This window comes from Porphyromonas gingivicanis JCM 15907 (genome assembly GCF_000614585.1).
In the GTDB taxonomy this organism is placed as follows: domain Bacteria; phylum Bacteroidota; class Bacteroidia; order Bacteroidales; family Porphyromonadaceae; genus Porphyromonas; species Porphyromonas gingivicanis.
The window spans coordinates 33,580-52,289 of the sequence record NZ_BAKX01000001.1; the positions used below are offsets into that span (position 1 = coordinate 33,580).

General features: G+C 41.2%; 12 protein-coding genes and 4 pseudogenes. 7 read left to right on the forward strand and 9 right to left on the reverse strand.

Translation table 11 applies throughout. The features are described 5' to 3' along the window. Position 1: 1 nt before the first annotated feature. The 6 genes from porL to JCM15907_RS00155 form a co-directional block, all read right to left on the reverse strand. Entirely contained in the window at positions 2–976 is a 975-nt protein-coding gene (gene porL, locus JCM15907_RS00125; protein WP_025842222.1) for a type IX secretion system motor protein PorL/GldL, read from the reverse strand. 32 nt (positions 977–1,008) lie between these two features. Beyond that, on the reverse strand, positions 1,009–2,475 hold the full coding sequence (gene porK, locus JCM15907_RS00130) for a T9SS ring complex lipoprotein PorK/GldK (RefSeq protein ID WP_025842223.1): 1,467 nt from the start codon (positions 2,473–2,475) through the stop codon (positions 1,009–1,011). Between the two features lie 135 nt (positions 2,476–2,610). Beyond that, positions 2,611–3,579: a PorP/SprF family type IX secretion system membrane protein gene (locus JCM15907_RS00135; RefSeq protein ID WP_081773755.1), complete on the reverse strand. Its 969-nt coding sequence runs from the start codon at positions 3,577–3,579 to the stop codon at positions 2,611–2,613. 106 nt (positions 3,580–3,685) lie between these two features. Then, a complete protein-coding gene (locus JCM15907_RS00140; protein WP_025842225.1) occupies positions 3,686–4,198 on the reverse strand; it encodes an RNA methyltransferase in 513 nt (170 codons plus the stop codon). A gap of 177 nt (positions 4,199–4,375) precedes the next feature. Then, positions 4,376–5,566: a glycine C-acetyltransferase gene (gene kbl / locus JCM15907_RS00150; protein WP_025842226.1), complete on the reverse strand. Its 1,191-nt coding sequence runs from the start codon at positions 5,564–5,566 to the stop codon at positions 4,376–4,378. Between the two features lie 33 nt (positions 5,567–5,599). Then, on the reverse strand, positions 5,600–6,040 hold the full coding sequence (locus JCM15907_RS00155) for a DUF5606 family protein (RefSeq protein WP_025842227.1): 441 nt from the start codon (positions 6,038–6,040) through the stop codon (positions 5,600–5,602). Positions 6,041–6,154: 114 nt separating this feature from the next. Here JCM15907_RS00155 and JCM15907_RS00160 point away from each other — a divergent pair, with 114 nt between their 5' ends. Beyond that, a complete protein-coding gene (locus tag JCM15907_RS00160) occupies positions 6,155–6,379 on the forward strand; it encodes a hypothetical protein (protein ID WP_025842228.1) in 225 nt (74 codons plus the stop codon). A 336-nt stretch (positions 6,380–6,715) separates the two neighbouring features. Then, the gene (locus tag JCM15907_RS00165; protein ID WP_025842229.1) at positions 6,716–7,324 is read left to right on the forward strand and encodes an HU family DNA-binding protein; all 609 of its coding nucleotides are present in this window, start codon (positions 6,716–6,718) and stop codon (positions 7,322–7,324) included. 200 nt (positions 7,325–7,524) lie between these two features. On the opposite strand, the gene JCM15907_RS00170 is transcribed toward JCM15907_RS00165, so the two are convergent. The 3 genes and pseudogenes from JCM15907_RS00170 to pflB form a co-directional block, all read right to left on the reverse strand. After that, the gene (locus JCM15907_RS00170) at positions 7,525–8,109 is read right to left on the reverse strand and encodes a hypothetical protein (protein WP_025842230.1); all 585 of its coding nucleotides are present in this window, start codon (positions 8,107–8,109) and stop codon (positions 7,525–7,527) included. 164 nt (positions 8,110–8,273) lie between these two features. Next, positions 8,274–9,016, reverse strand: a pseudogene (gene pflA, locus JCM15907_RS09810) (pyruvate formate-lyase-activating protein). A gap of 2 nt (positions 9,017–9,018) precedes the next feature. Then, positions 9,019–11,245, reverse strand: a pseudogene (pflB, locus tag JCM15907_RS09815) (formate C-acetyltransferase). A 599-nt stretch (positions 11,246–11,844) separates the two neighbouring features. Between pflB and JCM15907_RS09820 the strand changes: the two are divergent. The 5 genes and pseudogenes from JCM15907_RS09820 to JCM15907_RS09835 form a co-directional block, all read left to right on the forward strand. Then, a pseudogene (locus JCM15907_RS09820) lies at positions 11,845–13,092 on the forward strand (nucleotide sugar dehydrogenase); the annotation flags it as partial. A gap of 1,621 nt (positions 13,093–14,713) precedes the next feature. Continuing rightward, positions 14,714–15,655: a glycosyltransferase family 2 protein gene (locus tag JCM15907_RS09830; protein WP_025842231.1), complete on the forward strand. Its 942-nt coding sequence runs from the start codon at positions 14,714–14,716 to the stop codon at positions 15,653–15,655. A gap of 174 nt (positions 15,656–15,829) precedes the next feature. Further along, positions 15,830–16,776, forward strand: a pseudogene (locus JCM15907_RS00200) (EpsG family protein). 16 nt (positions 16,777–16,792) lie between these two features. Beyond that, a complete protein-coding gene (locus tag JCM15907_RS00205) occupies positions 16,793–17,668 on the forward strand; it encodes a glycosyltransferase family 2 protein (RefSeq protein ID WP_025842233.1) in 876 nt (291 codons plus the stop codon). After that, positions 17,665–18,690, forward strand: a complete 1,026-nt coding sequence (locus JCM15907_RS09835; RefSeq protein WP_051522295.1) for a glycosyltransferase — start codon at positions 17,665–17,667, stop codon at positions 18,688–18,690. Before JCM15907_RS00205 ends, JCM15907_RS09835 begins: the two co-directional genes overlap by 4 nt. Positions 18,691–18,710 lie beyond the last annotated feature (20 nt).

Genomic DNA, 18,710 nt, shown 5'->3' on the forward strand with positions numbered 1-18,710 from the left:
ATTAGTTTTGTTGGTGGTTAGGGGTCGAATAGTCTTCACGAGGAGGGTATGACTCTCTGCGTGTAGGGGAGTAGTTATCTCTTGCTCCGTAGGAGGGGGTATAAGGGTCGTACGAGCGTGGAACTGTCATATTTACAGTCATAGCATCTAAAAGTCGGGCATATACGGCGTTAAGATCCTGTAACTGACGTGCCATACGTGAGTGCTCACTGCGGAAAAGGTTACCTTCCATAATGCAACCATCATACATTTGCCCTAAGCGATCCAGACCTCGATTGATATTCTCAATAGCATTAACTTGCCCTGTAACATCTCTGAGCTGTGCCTCATAGGCACTACTCAGCCCTGCGAGACTACGATTGAGCGTTTCTACTTGCTCTTGGTAGACTTTCGTTTGCTGTTCGAGAGCATCGCTATCAATGTGAAGAGTTTCCCACTGGTGCGTCAGATCTGCTGTAAGAGTAGCCAAGCGAGATAATTGGTCTACCGCTTTGCTCAAACGCCCGATACTTGATGCCAATTCTGCAATCTGTTCTTCGGAGAGTACTTCTGCAAGAGGAGGGGTTTGTGGGCTTGTCGTGGTAGAAGTTGCATAGTCCATAGCCCCTCTATGTGAGGGTGTAGAAGCCCAAACCTCTGCCCTTTGGTGCGCTGCTGTGGCTCTTTCTGCGATGTAGGCTCTGTGTTCTTCGAGTTCCTCAAGGCTCATTTCGTCATCTCTTCGTAACTCTGGATAGACCCGCTCCCATTTATAGGGTTCTTCGGTGCTTTCAAAACCAGAGATGAAGAATACAAAAAATTCGGTCATCATACCCACAAAAAGCATTTCGTCTCCGAAAGGCCAATGTAGGAGCTTAAAGAGGGCTCCGAGGATGACTACTGCTGCCCCCCAGCTATAGGCTATATTTAGTGCTCGCTTGCCTCGTGGGGTGGCGAGAAATCGTGTAATCTTACTATTTGAAAAAGACTTCTTCATTGTCGTATAGGTCGTGCTAAGAATCTATTTTTTTACTTGCGTTTTTTTGTTTTGCGAGGAGCTTCGAAAGAGATAGCTCTGCGTACGCAACGAAATCCAATATAGGAACGAGGTTTATTTTGCTGTTCAAAACTACGAGTAGAGGATTGTACGAAACGGGCGACATCTTTCCAAGAACCTCCACGTACTACTTTTCTTTGCAGTAGAGCTGGGTCATTGCGGTCTGCCTTATAGTCTAACTCTGGGTTTATATCATCCACTTCTTTGTAACTTGATGAAGAGTAGGAAGAAGTGGTCCATTCTGCCACGTTACCTGCCATATCGTATAACCCGAAGTCGTTAGGCGAATAGGAGGAAACTTGACTTGTGATGAGATGTCCATCGGCGGTGTAATTTCCCTCTCCAGGCTTAAAGTTACCTAAGTAGCATCCGCTTTCAGAAGACATATCTTGACTGCTCCAAGGGTAACGGCGGTTAGAGTCGCCCTGACGGGCTGCATACTCCCACTCTGCTTCGGTGGGCAATCGAAACTCCTCTACAACGAGTCCCTCTGGAATGTTCATCCCTTTGCGGAAAGAATCCGAGCGCCAAGCGCAGAAAGCGTTGGCTTGCTCCCAAGTAATGCCTACCACAGGATAATTGTCATATCCCGGATGATTGAAGTAGAGACGACTATATTCATCGTTAGTAGAGTTGGGAAAGTCGCGTACCCAACAAGACTCATCGGGATAAATGGGTACGATGTAAGTGTTTAGGAAGTCATACTCTCCGCTCAGAGGTCTATTGATGGTAGTACGTACTATCTTGTTATTATCGTCAAGATAGGCTGTGTCTTTGGCTATCATTGGACGCTCTCTGTCACCAAATACCTCTTCGGGAGTGAAACGCTGTAGCAATAGTATCTCATCTCTGTATAGAGAAGCCATGCGATAGTCATACCTCTCATATTTGTAGAGCATTTGGTTGGGGTCTAAACGACGTTCTTTAGTAACGGGATTGGTATAGTAAACGCTATTCATAGCTGAGAGTTCCTCATCAAAAGCCTTTTTGGGGTTGGGTAGAGGACGAGACCAATCAAGGTAGGGTGTTACAGGGTCTCCAAATTTGTCGGTCGTTATCTTGTAGTCGGGATTGCCTCCAAAGGCTGGATCTGCCAACCGTTCGCGGATGATAGAGTCACGCACGTAATATACAAACTGTCTATATTGAGCGTTGGTAATTTCGGTACGATCCATCCAAAAGGCATCTACCGATATTGCTTTAGACTCGGCGGGAAAGCCCCATAGACTATCGGCTTCGGTATGTCCTAATACGATAGTACCCCTTGGTATCAATACCATCCCAAAAGGCGATGGCTCTTGCCAAGAGGTAAGGTGCGCTCCTACCAGTTCGCCCCCAATGCTGTTTCGAGAGCGAGACGAGGCACAAGACCACATAAGAGTTGCCATCCCCAGTAGTAGGGTAATAGGTAAGAGTTTCGAACTACTCATTTTTATCATACATCTGTATTATATCTCTGTCATTAACGCATTCCCTCTCTCTATTATTGTAAAATAGTGGGAGGAATTTTGTCTTATATTCATCTTTCTGTCCACAAAGATAAGTATGCTTCTGTGGAATGATACACAAAGCAACTATAAAAGTCGCACACTTTTAGAACGAGCCGACTTATTTTTCTGTTTGTTCATAGGGATTAAGTAGGTAAATAGAAGCTCATGACTGCCCCAATTACCCCTTATGAGTTCTGAAGTAGGCATCTCGAAAGCGTAGCCTATATAGAAATTGCTCCACCGCATACCCAAATTGAATCCTGCAGCACTGAGTACGCGGTACATTACTCCAGCAAAAAACTTGTCATTGTACGCCACATTGAGGAGGGCATCTACCCTGTATGATTGGAGGTCGCTAATGGCAAGAAGAGATGGATGCCATGATACGTGGGAGTTAAGAGGACGTATTGAGTATTCTGCTTGTACAATATAGTTACGACGGAGGAGGAAATAATGTGATTCGCCGAGCCTTAGTTGCGGTTGCAATAGGTGTTTGGAAGCGATGCCTACGGAAAAGTGCTTATTGCGATAAGAGAGACCGACAGCCGTGTCGAAGGTTTTACCCCCGACCCGTGTCATAGGAATGGCAGGGTCATTGGGCGATAACCCCTCTCCATCGGGGATAACAACCCCCGTTCCATCGAACGTAGAGGAAAGAAATGTCCCCTGTAAACCGATAGATAGCGAGCCTTTCCAAAGGGGGATTAGAAAGGCGTAAGCTCCACTTAGTTGTGTGTGCAGAAAAAGTCCCTTTTTTTGCCCCGATATAGTTATGCCTACCCCATGGTTGCGCTCTAAGAATTTCAGTGCGGTATGCCCCGAAAGGAGAAAATTGGCAGGTGCTCCGGGCATCCCAATCCATTGTTGATGGTACGATGCCGTGAGGTTGAGCCAATCTTTATCTCCGCCTACGGTAGCAGGGTTGTAGAACGAAGAGAGGCGTGTGTGTTGTGAAAAGACAGCATCGTACTGACCCTTAGCTTGCCAAGGGAGTATTACAAAAAGAAATAACAATCCTATGCTATAGGATGCAATATTTGTCTGGACTTTCACCTCTGTAAAACGTTATCAGGAGATGCTTTAGTATCTGGTTCAATATAAATATGTCTCAAAACAGTTTCCACTCCTTACCCTTTAAGTTGTGGTAGTAGAGGGGCTATTATTGTGTAGAGGCAATGCCCGTAGAGACACTTACGTTGAGCGAGTGTTTCGTACCATATTGGGGGATTTCTATACAGCGGCTCGCCAAGGCGATTATTTCATCACTTACTCCATGTACTTCGTTACCAATTACAAGTGCTACCTTTTGATTGGGGCATAGGGTACACTTTTCGGGAGGAAGGCTTTCGGTTGCCAGCTCTAATGCCCATATTTCGTATCCCTCCTCTTTTAGAGTTTGTACTTTTTCGCTGATGGAGGAGACATACTCCCATGCTACACTCTCTTCTGCTCCGAGGGCTGTTTTGTGAATCATAGGGTGGGGGGGAACAGCCGTAATGCCACAGAGGAGGATTTTTTCAATACGAAAAGCATCTGCCGTGCGGAAGATAGAACCCACATTGTTCATACTCCGTACATTATCTAATACGAGGACAAGGGGTATTTTCTTACGCTCCTTATAAGTCTCAGTATCGAGACGATTCATTTCTGTGATATGCAGTTTTCGAGACATTGTAGCTACATTTTATTTTCGAGAGATTGCTGTATAACCTCTAAAAGAAACGTATTGGGAAAAGCCAAAAAAGCTCCGAAAGTACTCTCCGTCAAGGAAGAGCCGTTCGGAGCTTTTACTATACCTATTTATCGTTGAAAGCCTTCGACAGGGCGATAACGTAGAGTAGGGATTGTATTATTTAATAACTCCCAACTCTTTACCTACCTTAATGAAGGCTTCGATACAGCGGTCCAAATGCTCACGCTTGTGTCCTGCCGAGAGTTGAACACGGATGCGAGCCTCGCCCTTGGGTACTACAGGATAGTAGAAACCTGTTACATAGATACCCTCTTCGAGCATACGCTTAGCATATACTTGAGATAACTTGGCGTCGTAGAGCATCACGGCACAGATAGCACTCTGGGTAGGTTTGATGTCGAAGCCAGCCGCTACCATTTTGTCACGGAAGTAAGCTACATTTTCCATCAATTTGTCATGGAGTTCGTTGCTCTCTTTGAACATCTTGAAGGCTTCCAAACCAGCTCCTACTACTGCAGGAGGGATAGAGTTACTGAAGAGATAAGGACGAGAACGTTGGCGGAGCATATCAATTACTTCTTGAGGACCAGCTGTGAAGCCACCTACAGCACCTCCGAAGGCTTTACCTAATGTGCCAGTGTGGATGTCGATACGTCCCCAGCAGTCATATTGCTCGGCTACACCACGCCCTGTTTTACCTACTACTCCCGCAGAGTGACACTCGTCTACCATTACAAGGGCATCGTATTTTTCTGCCAATGCGCAGATCTTATCCATAGGAGCTACGTTACCGTCCATAGAGAATACTCCATCGGTTACGATAATGCGGTGGCGTTGCTCTTGTGCTTCTTTTAAGCAAGCCTCAAGCTCTTCCATATTGCCGTTGGCATAGCGATAACGCTTAGCTTTACAGAGGCGTACCCCATCTATGATGGATGCATGGTTAAGGGCATCACTGATGATAGCATCTTCTGCACCGAATAGAGGTTCAAAAAGCCCCCCATTAGCATCGAAGCAAGCAGCGTAGAGGATAGCATCGTCTGTGTGAAAGTACTCGGCGATAGCGCGCTCCAATTCTTTGTGTAGGTCTTGAGTTCCGCAGATGAAGCGCACGCTACTCATACCATATCCATGGCTGTCCATAGCTTCCTTGGCAGCCTTAACGAGGCGAGGATGATCACTAAGACCTAAGTAGTTGTTGGCGCAGAAGTTGAGTACTTCTTGTCCTGCATTTACTTTGATGTCGGCACGCTGAGGTGTCGTGATAATGCGTTCTTCTTTGTAAAGACCGTCTTCCTTAATCTTCTTAAGCTCTTCGCCCAAGAAGTTTTTCATGCCCTTGAACATAGTGATTATAATTTAATGGGTTGTTTAAATATATTACTCGTTATTGCTTTTAGCCTCTTCGTTGTTTTTCTTCTCTTCTTCGGTCGCTACGAAGTGATCGAACCCGTTTTTTACGAGGAGGTTGTACCAAGTAACAACCTTTTTTACATCGGTAGGATAAACGCGGTCTCTGTCGTAAGAGGGTAATACCTCTCCAAAAAATGTGTATAGCGACTCTTTGTTAGCACCTACGGCTTTGAGGTCTACTTCTTTGCCTTCGGTGTGTTTATATATAAGGTCCAAAACCTCGCCCAAGGGCTTTTCCTGCTCGGTGGTGTAGATGGCTACTTCGGCGAGCGAAACCACACGGTCGCTTGCATATACGGGTGTACGACGTCCATCGGTGAGGGCCTCCACGATGATAGAACCCTTGGAGTGAGAAAGAAGTTTGAAAAGTCCGGGACGACCTGAAATGGATAAGATTTCTCTAAGCATAGTTTATATACCAATAACTAATTCTAATTGATTTAGAGTACTCTATGGGGGAGTAGCTCATAATTCTCTTTTTGAGAACTTCTCTGTGGAGTTTCAAAAAGAGGAGTAGAAAAGATGCTCGTTGTCATACTTTTTCTTTGTTCCAAGACGCATCTATTCCGAGGGGCAAAAGTAACCATTTTTCTGCACAATAGTCGCTTTTTGCTTTTGCGGATTATTGATGGCTTTAGAACACCACGAGAGTTGCTCGACCTCTCCGCCGAGAGTCTTGTGAAGTCTTCTGTCAAGATGTTAGCAATCTTCCGAGCAACCTCCTCGCTTATTAGCCTTAAAAGTTGAAATAGAATAGTAATAGTGCCCAAACTTTACCATTTTTGATTCTATTTGCAGATGAAAAATTCATTAGAAGATACTGATGAAAAATAAAAATCATTAGTTGTAAAAAATCAGAAGGTATAATGTATTTTTATATATTCAATCTAAATATAGATATACTTAGGCTTAGTATATTAATATGTAATCTTGATGTAAATATATTTAGATTGAATATAGAGAAAAGTGTATTAGGTTTGCATATTATAATCCTAACTAAATTACTTTTGTATTTGTATTGAATGATGTTTTATAGTATGAGATTATCTCCCTAAATAGGCACATTCGAAGAAATAAAGCATTATGGCAAAGTATATTATGCAAGAAATGCCCGATATGCAGGGCAAAGGAAAGCAAATCAAATATCCTCGAATGCTCATTGAAGGTACCGTTGATTTGCACTCCATAGCTGAAAGAATAGCCAGAAATACAACTTTTGCAGTAGGAGAGGTTGAGGCGGTTGTCGGCATGGTGGCACAAGAAGTCGGACGTGTTATTGCCGAAGGGTATTGCTTGAAAATAGAGGGTATAGGCGCCTTCTCGGCAAAACTTGGACTTAAAAAAGGAGCAGAAAGAGAGGCAGAGGAAGGAGGTAAACGCAATGCGCAGAGCATAGAGATTAGCAACGTACACTTCCAACCTGATAAAAGGTTGCTTAGTATTGCCAATAGTTACTGTGAATTGCAACGTAGCAAGGGGAAAACCTATAGCAGACCTAATGTTGATTTGGAGAAAAGGCTTGCCCTCGTACACGATTTCCTAAAAAACAAACCTTTCTTAAGATTGAGAGATTATGTTTTGCTGACAGGGGTTAGTTTAACTACAGCCTCTGTCGAATTGCGCAAGTTTGCAGCTCAGGGATTGCTCGCTGTCGAAGGAAAAGGAACACACAGCGTCTATGTATTGCCCTGAGTGCTCCAACTATTGCCCTACGTATTGCCCTAAAAAGAAAGAGGAGCCGACGGTTGTGAAATTGCCGACTCCTCTCTTTAATCTATCCTTTGTTAGAACATCCTACTTGATACCCGTAAAATTCGTTTTTAATAGACTTCAAAGGCATTGTCTTAGATATATCCCATTATAGCTTTCTAGGGGAAGTAGATTATACTATTTCATTTAGAGTATAGTAAATCAAAAAAGCCATTCTCAATCTTCAGTGTTTTCGTCTTATCATGGATGGAGGTTACCTCTCCCGAAAATGTACCTGCTACTTGTCGTTTTACACTATCAATATGATCTATTGTCCAAGAGAATTGCCCTTCTTCTGACTCATAACCACCAAATGTAGCTCCTCCCTCAACAATAGAGATGACTCCACTATCCCATTTGAAAAGACCTGAGAAAGAAAATCTTGTAGGGTTAAATTGTTCTGATTTTCTATTCACCATAAAGTTTAAATAGTACAATCCTGCCTTTTCTCCAAAAACTTCTTGTCTTATAGAGGCTCTCCAAGTGGGAGGAACAAAAAAATGATTCTTGTTGGCACCTTTGGCTGGAAAAACGTAAGGCTTTCCATCAATTTCAAAGGCAATAATATCTGCTCCAGACTGTGTACGAGGAGGCATCTCAGTAAAGAATAACGAATCATCATTGATCCGATAGGTATGTTTGGGGCCTTTAATCCACCAACAAGAACTTAATGTAGAGAGGATAACTAAAAAGCCCCCTACCAGCTTAATTAAGAGTTTTGTGTTCATAGTGTTGTTTTGATAAGTGTTTGTGGTGCGAATATATAAAAAAGAATCAAAGCAAATATCTTTTTTACCATTCCTTAAACTTGGATATAAAAAGAGGAGCCGACGGTTGTGAATTTGTCGACTCCTCTCTCTTTATTAAATGCTTTCGAACTGTTGAAGGCTTCTTATTGCGACCAAACGTTCTTGAAGTATTTCGATAGAATAGCTTTGGCAGCTTCTACCTCTTCGTGCGAAGGCTCTCTCACTGCCTCCAATTGTAGGTAGCCCCCATGGATTCATACTTATGTTTGCCATACGTGTGGTAGGGTAACACCTCTACTCGGTCTATGTTTTCATACTGCGAGAAGTGAGTGCCCAACGCCTCCAAGTCTTCGGCAAAGTCTGTATAGCCTGGTACCAATACATATCTCAAGCGAACGGGCTTGTGGATAGAGGCGAGGTACTCGGCGGTCTTCAGGACTTGCGCATTGTCTCTCTGTGTGATGGTCTTGTGACGGGTAGGATTAAATTCCTTACAGTCCAATAGTACCATATCGACAAGCGAAAAGAGCTCTCGGACGTGGTCATTGGCGATGCTCCCGTTCGTGTCGATGCAGATGTGGATGCCATTCTCCCTGAGCATACGGCACAGAGGGATAAGCTCCTTGGCTTGTACCGTGGGTTCGCCTCCACTGAAAGTAATACCACCACGTTTGCCGAAGAAGGGCTTTTCGCTGACAGCTCGGCGTAGTATCTCTTCAGAAGGTACCATCTTCCCTCCCGAACCAATGGGAATCGTGTCGGGGTTGGCACAGTAAAGGCACTCGAAGTTACACCCCTGCAAGAAGACGACGAGCCGGAGACCCGGCCCGTCGAATGTACCCATAGATTCAAAAGAATGTACCCTAATAGGAAACGTTTCTTCCATGCTTAACGCAAACGTTGATGGAACGAACGAGAGATAACCTCCAACTGGTGCTCACGGCTTAGCTTGATGAAGTTCACGGCATAGCCCGATACTCGGATGGTTAGCTGTGGATAGTTTTCTGGGTGTTCCATAGCATCTTCGAGCATCTCTCTGTTTAATACATTGACATTGAGGTGGTGCGCTCCTTTGCTAAAGTAGCCATCCATCATGCTGGTCAAGTTCTCGATTTGCTCTTCTCTGTTAGACCCTAAAGAGTGAGGAATGATAGAGAAGGTGTTACTGATACCATCTTCGGCATCGGTATAATTCAACTTTGCAACTGAAGTAAGTGAGGCAATTGCTCCGTGGTTATCACGTCCGTGCATTGGGTTAGCACCGGGTGCAAAAGCAACTCCCTTTTCACGACCATCAGGTGTAGCTCCCGTCTTCTTACCATACATTACGTTACTTGTAATGGTAAGTACCGAGAGGGTAGGTTGTGCATTCTTGTAGATAGGCAACGCCTTAAGCATTTGGCTGAAAGTGTGGGTTACTTCCTTAGCAATCATATCTACACGGTCATCGTCGTTACCATAGCATGGATATTCTCCACTGTGTCGAAGCCTTCTGTAAGCCTTGTTCGTTACGCTTAGCAGTAACCTTGGCAAACTTGATAGCTGAGAGTGAGTCGGCAACGATAGAGAGTCCTGCTACTCCGTAAGCAAGGTTGATAGCTGGGTCTGTATCGATGAAAGCCATCTGAGCACGTTCGTAGTAATACTTATCGTGCATGTAGTGGATGATGTTCATTGACTCATTGTACACGCGAGCTACTTGCTTGAGTACGAGGAGGTAGTTAGCCCACACTTCGTCGAAGTTTAATACATCGCTCTTAAGTTCAGGGATACCTTCGATGAGTTTAGTGCCTGTAAATTCGCAACGTCCTCCGTTGATAGCCAAAAGTAAGGCTTTTGCCAAGTTGGTACGAGCACCGAAGAACTGAATTTGCTTACCAATCTCTTGGAAAGATACACAGCAAGCGATCCCGTAGTCGTCGCTACAACGAGTAGCACGCATAAGGTCGTCGTTTTCGTACTGTATAGAAGAGGTTTCTATAGATACTTGTGCACAGAAATCCTTGAACCCTTGTGGCAAGTCTTGACTCCAAAGAATCGTGAGGTTAGGCTCGGGGCTGGGACCAAGATTGTATAGTGTTTGGAGGAAGCGGAATGAAGTCTTAGTCACTTTATGACGACCATCTACGAGGCAGCCACCGACAGACTCGGTTACCCATGTGGGGTCTCCTGCAAAAATTTCGTTGTAAGAGTTCATACGCAAGTGACGTACCATACGTAACTTGATAACGAACTGGTCGATGAGTTCCTGTGCTAAAGTTTCGCTCAAACCTCTATGATCCATATCGTATTGGATGTAAATGTCGAGGAATGAAGATACGTTACCGAGAGACATCGCAGCTCCGTCTTGGTCTTTAATGGCAGCGAGGTAAGCGAAGTAAACCCATTGTACTGCTTCTGTGGCATTGAGAGCTGGGCGACGTACATCGAAGCCATAGGCAGCAGCCATTTGAGTAATCTCTTTAAGGGCTTTGATTTGTTCGCTGACTTCTTCGCGGAGGCGGATAGTATGCTCGGTCATAGGACCTACCAACTTGTGCAAGTCTTCCTCCTTGGCTTGGATCAAACGGTCACTTCCGTAGAGTGCCAAACGGCGGTAGTCTCCAATCACACGTCCACGTGCATAGTTGTCGGGAAGTCCTGTGAGGAAGCCTAATGAGCGGAATTGACGGATTTCTTCGGTATAAGCGTCGAAAACTCCATCGTTGTGTGTTTTACGATAATGTGTGAAGATGTCTTTTACACGTTCGTCTACGTGGAGCCCATTCTCCTCGACAGCTTTCTCTACTACTTTGTAGCCACCGAAAGGTTTCATTGCTCTACGCAATACTTCGTCTGTTTGTAGTCCGAAAACAACTTCGTTTTCTTTATCAATGTATCCAGGGGCAAAAGAGGTTATCGTTGAGATTGTCTTGGTGTCGATGGAGCGCACTCCATTGTTTTCACGCTCTTCTTTTAGAGCTGTAAGACACTTCTGCCATACCGCTTTTGTCTTTTCTGTAGCGGGTGCAAGGAAAGAGGCATCTCCATCGTAGGGAGATACGTTCTTAGAAACAAAATCGCGGACATTTATCTCTTCTTGCCAAAGTCCGCCAACAAAATCCATTACATCCATAAAATCAATAAATATATAACTGTATCTATAATCGTTGCAGTTGTAGAATTTGCAAAACACGCATTGCAAATTCGACTGCAAAGAAAATACTTTATTGGTAAATAACAACTATGTTTTTTGCTTTTCCTGCGAAATGTTGCTTTGAGGGTTACAATATTTCTCCAACCCTTATTATTACTATCCTCATAAGGGGTTAGTATGTTTCGGGAAAAAGTGTTTTTCGGTACCCTGTTTTGGGTATTTTTTTGTGTTTTGGAAAAAATCTGAGGAAAATGAGTGGAAGCGTTGAGTGAGCTCTTGCTAAAGGAGAGAAAAGTTTTTTGTCGAGAAAAATGGCTCTTTGTAAAACAATGATTACTACCTATTTGATAAATACTTACCTTTGCACTCGTGTTGAACAGGGTAGAGAGCCCTCTTCACTGTAAGACTGCCAAATCTTATCAAAACGAAATAAACCGTGCGGAAAATTCCTTGAAAGGATTTTTCTTGAGGAGCAAAAGGATACATGGAACGCACCTAGTGTCATTTCAATAGATTGGGTAATTTTTAATATTCTGGATAAATTCACAGAGAAAGGCAATTGAAAGATTAATCGGGCTATGAACTTACAATTAGAGCAGGTGAAAATCGCTGTTATAGGTCTTGGCTATGTTGGTCTACCTTTGGCTCGTCTTTTTGCAACGAAATTCCCCACAATCGGTTTTGATATTAGTAAGAAACGCTGTGAAGAGTTGATGCAAGGACATGATACTACTCTTGAAGTTTCTGATGAGCTCTTGCAGAAAGCTGTAGAAGAGCATGGATTATTGTTTACCTCGGACATAGAGAAGATTCGCTCTTGTAACTTCTATGTTGTAGCAGTACCGACCCCTGTAGATTACAATCATACCCCCGACTTGCAACCTCTTTTGGATGCCAGCGAATATGTTGGAAAGGTCATTCAGCGAGGAGATATAGTTGTTTATGAGAGTACGGTTTATCCAGGAGTAACAGAGGATGAGTGTATTCCTGTGGTTGCCAAGGTCTCGGGGCTTTCTTACAACAAGGATTTTTTCGTAGGCTATAGTCCAGAGCGAGTAAACCCTGGAGATAGAGAACACACAATAGAGAAAATAAAAAAGGTGGTCTCGGGCTCTACTCCAGAAGTTGCAGATTATATAGATGCTGTTTATAATTCAGTTTTGCTAAATGGAACCCATAGAGCATCGTCTATAAAAGTTGCAGAGGCTTCCAAAATAATCGAAAATGCACAGAGAGATGTTAATATCGCCTTTATGAACGAGGTGATGAAAATCTTCGATGCTATGGAGATTAATACCTACGAAGTTCTCGAAGCTGCAAAGACAAAATGGAACTTTTTACCCTTCAAACCGGGGCTTGTTGGCGGTCACTGTATAGGGGTCGATCCCTATTATCTTATCCAAAGAGCTCAAGTATATGGAGTGCTCCCGAGAGTAATGATTTCTGCAAGAAGACTTAATGATAGTATGGGCACTTATGTTGCCATGCAGACCATTAAGAAGATGAATAAAGCGGGAGTTTTGGTAAAGGATGCTCGAGTACTGATTTTAGGATTTACGTTTAAAGAGAACTGCCCCGACATAAGAAATACCAAAGTTGTTGATATATACACCACTTTCAGAGAGTACACCGACAACATTACTATTTGTGACCCGTGGGTAGATGCCTCTGTAGTAAGGAAAACATATGGAATAGAGATACGTAAGGCAATACCCACAACTCGTTTTGATGCTATTATTGTAGCAGTGGCTCATAAAGACTTTGTGAGTGTAGACTTAAGAGAGAGAATTGTCCCGAATGGTGTGATTTACGATATCAGAGGCTTAAACTTACAAATTACACCTCAAATAGACGGTAATTTCGCCCCATTATATACAGACAGCTTTATGATAACTCAGAAGAAAAGTCGTACCGACAATAGCCTGCAGAATACAAAGATTTCTTTGCTATTTTATATTTTGACATTGGCAACGACATTCTTCTCTCGAAAAATCTTTATTGATTGTTTAGGGACCGAGGTGTTGGGGTTGAACACCACCATTATTAATCTTTTAGGTCTCCTAAATTTGACGGAACTGGGAATTGGTTCGGCTGTTTCTTTTGCTCTTTACAAACCCTTGTTTGAGAATGATTCTAAAAGCATACGTGAGATTATCTCTATACAGGGTTGGTTGTATAAGAATATTGCGATTTTTATAATCTGTGGGGCTGTGCTTTTGATGCTTTTCTTCCCCCTGATATTCCAGAAAACAAGTTTACCTCTATGGTATGCTTATAGTACATTTTTGGTACTATTATTTTCCTCTCTCCTAGGCTATTTCGTTAACTATAAGCAGATAATTCTTTCTGCCGATCAAAAGCAGTACAAAATAACTCTGGTAACTAAAGGACTCACCCTTATAAAGATAATTGCTCAGATTGTTGTAATCTACTTTTCTTTGTGGGGATATCAAGGTTGGCTTTTGTTTGAATTTCTATTTTCTCTTGTTATAGCATGGGGATTAGACTATCTAGTAAAGAAAAACTATCCGTGGTTAAAAACCTCTTGTTCTGAGGGCAAAGCTGTCTATAAGGAGCATAATCTAATTTTGACTAAAACGAAGCAGATCTTTTTTCATAGAATTGCAGGGTACGTGCTTAATCAAACCTCTCCTTTGATAATCTATGCTTACACTACCTTAACCCTTGTTGCAGTGTATGGAAACTACATGTTGATTGTTTCGGGCGTTATCTCTCTCTTGGTATCTGTTTTTAGTGGAATAGTACCAACATTGGGAAATCTTGTAGCAGAGGGAAAACAAGAGTCCATTGTTAGAGTATTTAGGGAATATTTTGCTTGTAGAATGCTCATAGGAGGCGTTGTCACCTATTGTTTGTGGGTAGCTGGTGGTGCCTTTGTTGCTTTATGGGTTGGGGCAGAGTATGTTTTAGAAGACATTTCTTTTCTGCTCATTGTTATAATCTGCTTTATTAATATCACTCGTATTAGCGATGATTTCTTGGTTGCATATGGTCTTTTTAGGGATATATGGGCCCCCATTGCAGAAGCCTGTATTAATTTGGGATTGTCAATCTTGTTAGGATATTATCTTTCTCTTCCAGGAGTTTTAATTGGGGCCTTAGTGAGCCTTGTTCTTATAGTGCTCATCTGGAAACCCTATTTCTTGTGTAAAAAGGCTTTGATGATTTCTGTACGCAAGTACTATTTGATGTATATGGCTTACTGTTTTATCCTGTTAGTAACAGCTTTTGTTACTAGTCGATTGTTAGGTGCGATAAGTGTACAGACTGGTTTTTCTTGGGGAGAGTGGATCTTTTTTGTATTTAAACATATGGTAGTATTCTTCCTTATGTCTTATTTGCTCATTCTCTCTTTCGACAGAGGAATGAGAGACTTTTCTATGCGTTTATTCCATATTGTAAGAGTTAAGTTTAGTTTTTAAGAATATGAATCCAGAACCCATTCTTTCGATAATAGTACCTGTTTATAAGGTAGAGCCTTTTTTGAGAAAATGTATACAGAGTATTTTGGATCAATCTTTCTCAGACTTTGAATTGATATTAGTGGATGATGGTTCTCCAGATAGTTGTGGGACTATTTGCGATGAATATGCTCAAAAGGATACTCGTGTCCAAGTAATACATAAGGAAAATGGAGGGCTGAGTTCGGCGCGTAACGCAGGTTTGGAAGTTGCTCGGGGAAATTTTATTTCTTTTATAGACAGTGATGATTATATTTCTTCCGATTTTTATCAATCCAATATTGCTTACCTACAAAAACATACAGACGTTGATATGATTGTAATACCTGTTGTTTTAGAGGAAGAAAAAACAGGTATACAAAAGCCTTTCTTCGGCAATTCTATGCCTTGTACAATTGAGGGGAAAGAAGATATTATCAACTTTTTATGGTCTGGTCACTTCTTACTATTACAGTCTGGGATTTATAGAGCATCTATATGGGGAGATATTCGATTCCCGTTGGGAATGCTTCACGAAGATTCATTTATTCTCCCTGATTTGGCAGAGAGAGTGAAGAAGATAAAAGTTTCTGCAGAGGGAGTGCACTATTACTTGAAGAGGGAGGGGGCAATAACTTCTTCTCGTAGTGCGAAGAAATCAAGAGATATGATGAATGTGGCTTGGCGAGGTCTTGATTATTTGAAGCAATATCCCAATTCTTATATTTACAACCATAGGCTTTTAGGCTTTGTTCTTTCCTTGTGGAAAAGCAAATCTGTTTTCCCGAGAGAGGAGTATAGGAGTAATATAGCTCGTTTATTTTCCTATCCTTTTTGTATAAAGCCTATATTTACTACCTCCAAAGTAACTTTGAAGGAGAAAGCTTTTGGACTTTTCTATCTTTGTTTACGACAGTTTAAATCGTAACTTCGAAAATCCTCATCTTACACTTTCAAGAAGAAGATGTTTGAATATATTCTAGTTCTGTCTTTGGGCATTTTTTTAGCATCTACTTGCCTTTTTAATTGTCCTCCAAAAGTACATCGTAACCTCCTGTTTGGGTTAGTACTATGTTGCGGATTTATTGTAGGAGGGAGGGATATGCTTGGAGGATATGATGTTTATAACTATGTGAACTATTTTGATACATGCCCAACAATAATAGAACTCTTAAGTGGAAATAGCTCTAATAGACCTATTTTTGAATATGAGCCATTGTATTTCTTCTTGAATGTACTATTGAAATCAATATCATCAAATAAGTATTTCTTTTTATTCTCTACTGCAATGATATCTTATCTCTTTTTATTCCTTGCTGTAAAGAATAAAAGTATGGAGGGATTATATTGCTGTTGCTTCTTGCAAAATTCTTTATAGTGAGTTTTATTTATATCCGACAGTTTCTTTCCATAACTATTTTGTGGTTTGCTTTTACTCATTATTTAGAACGAGAAAAGTCTTATCGTTATATCTTATGGGTTGTTGTAGCTAGCTTATTTCACTATTCCGCTATAATAGCTTTGTGTATAGTGCCTTTCCGAAAAGTGCATTTAAAGAAAATGCATTTTGTTATATTTCTGTCTATAGGTTTAGCGATAGGTATGCTTGGCTTTTTAAAGCCTGTGGGCTTATTTTTAGGGGAGCTTTCGAATAGTGAAAAAGTTTTATCCTATTCTTCTTCTGATATTGTAGATGCGCATTGGCTTTATTTGATTGAGGTCTTGGGTGTTAGTCTACTTTTTTTGATTCAATATAACTCCCTAAGGAAAAAAATCTCTCCATTACATTTCAATACTTTCATCTTTTATTTGTTCTGGACCGCTTTGACATTAAAAGATCCTGGTTTTTTACGTTTACAATGGTTTTTTTATTGGGGCTTTGCCAGTACAATTCCCTTAATGATTCTGAATTTCCCAATTAAGCAAGTTCGACATCTTTTGTTTTCCCTGCTATGTCTTTATGCCATAGTTTTTTATTTTAGAAATGTAACATTAAGGGATGATGGAGCTTTTATCCCTTATAAAGCATTTTATCAAGATTCATATTGAAAACTATTAAGAGCAGATGATTACAGTATTTACCCCAACCTTTAATCGGGCTTATATCATTGGAAAGCTTTATTCCTCTCTTTACAATCAAACTTCAAATAATTTTGAATGGATAATTGTTGATGACGGCTCTTCAGACAACACACGAGAAAAGATAACGGACTGGGAAGCAAATTCTCCCTTTCCGATACGATATTTTTGGCAACCTAATGGTGGAAAACATAGAGCTATTAATAGAGGAGTAAGAGAGGCTAAAGGCGAAGTCTTTTTTATAGTTGATAGTGACGACTATCTTGTGCCTAATGCTATAGAGGAGATTGAAACTCATTATAAAGCTATTGGAGATGATGGTTCGATTGCAGGTGTAATTTTAACTAGGCTTTTTCCTGATGGAAAGAGAATAGGAGGAGATGTTAATTTTGAATCATTGCTCTCTACTGTAACAAATTTTCGTTGTAATCTTGGCGTAAAGGGAGATCTTGCAGAAACGGTTCGAACCTCTGTAATGAAACAATTCCCTTTTCCTGATATCCCTCAAGAAAAATTTTTCCCAGAAGCATTTTTGTGGTACTCTATAGACAAGGATCATAAGTTTTTATTTGTAAACAAGGGAATATACGTAACAGAATATCTTCCAGATGGCTTAACTAATAGAATTAAGAAGATATTGAGAGAAAGCCCGATTGCTTCAACAATGGCTTATGCGGTGATGGTCAAAGGAGATAAACCTTTTTTTTTCAAGCTTAAAAATAGTATTTCCTATTGGAGATATTTTATGCATTCGTGGGGAAAAGTACATCCTCAAAGACTTTCTAACTCCTTACTATCTATATCTACGTTCCCTTTAGGTTTCCTTTTGTTTCTTAAGGATGTTATTCTGAATAAAAAATGAGAATATTGCATATTATAACATCTCTTCATACAGGAGGTGCAGAGAAGTTACTTGTGGATTTATTACCCTTGTTAAACACAAGAGAGGTAACAGTAGACTTGCTTTTACTGAATGGAGAGGAAACTCCTTTCTGGGGACAACTGAAAAAGAGTGGTGTCAAGATTTTTACTTCTCAACAAGGGCTTTCTGTTTATAATCTTAGGCATATATTTTTAATTAGAAGAATGATTAGGAAGTATGATATAGTACATACTCATAATTATTCTCCCCAATTATTTGCAGCTATTGCAAGTATAGGTATTCCTGTAAAACTTATTACCACGGAGCATAGCACTTCTAATCGTCGAAGAGGAAATATCTTATTTCGTTTATTAGACATTTGGATGTATAGTCGCTATGATAGAATTATTTGTATTTCAGAGCAAGTTGATAAACATCTTCGGCACCACCTAAAATGGGATGACGAAAGGATAATAGTAATACACAACGGCATTAATTTGGAAAGGTATGCCTCTGCTTTGGAGCTGGAAGAAATGGTGAGAGAATATGCTGCCTACAAGAGAGTTTGTATGGTAGCTGGATTTCGTCCAGCAAAGGATCACGAGACTTTAATCAAAGCTTTTGCTTGTTTACCCAACGACTACATATTATTCTTAGTTGGTGTGGGAGAGACAATGGGTCGTTGTAAAAAAATGGTGGAGGACTTAGGACTTTCTAAACGAATCCATTTTTGGGGAGTGCGTACAGATATTCCTGAGATTATGAAATCAATCTCTTGTTTAGTATTATCTTCTCATTGGGAAGGCTTTGGGTTGGTAGCGATTGAAGGAATGTCAGCTGGTGTTCCAGTTATTGTAAGTAACGTTTCTGGACTCTCTGAGGTTGTCGGAGATGGAGCAGTACTATTTCCCAAGGGTGAACATAAATGTTTGGCAGAGACCATACGTAATCTATGTGAGAATGAATCTTTTAGACAAAACAAAATAGAGAAAGGAAGCTTAAAGCCCAAAAATATGACATAAAGGAGATGGTAAGAGCGTAT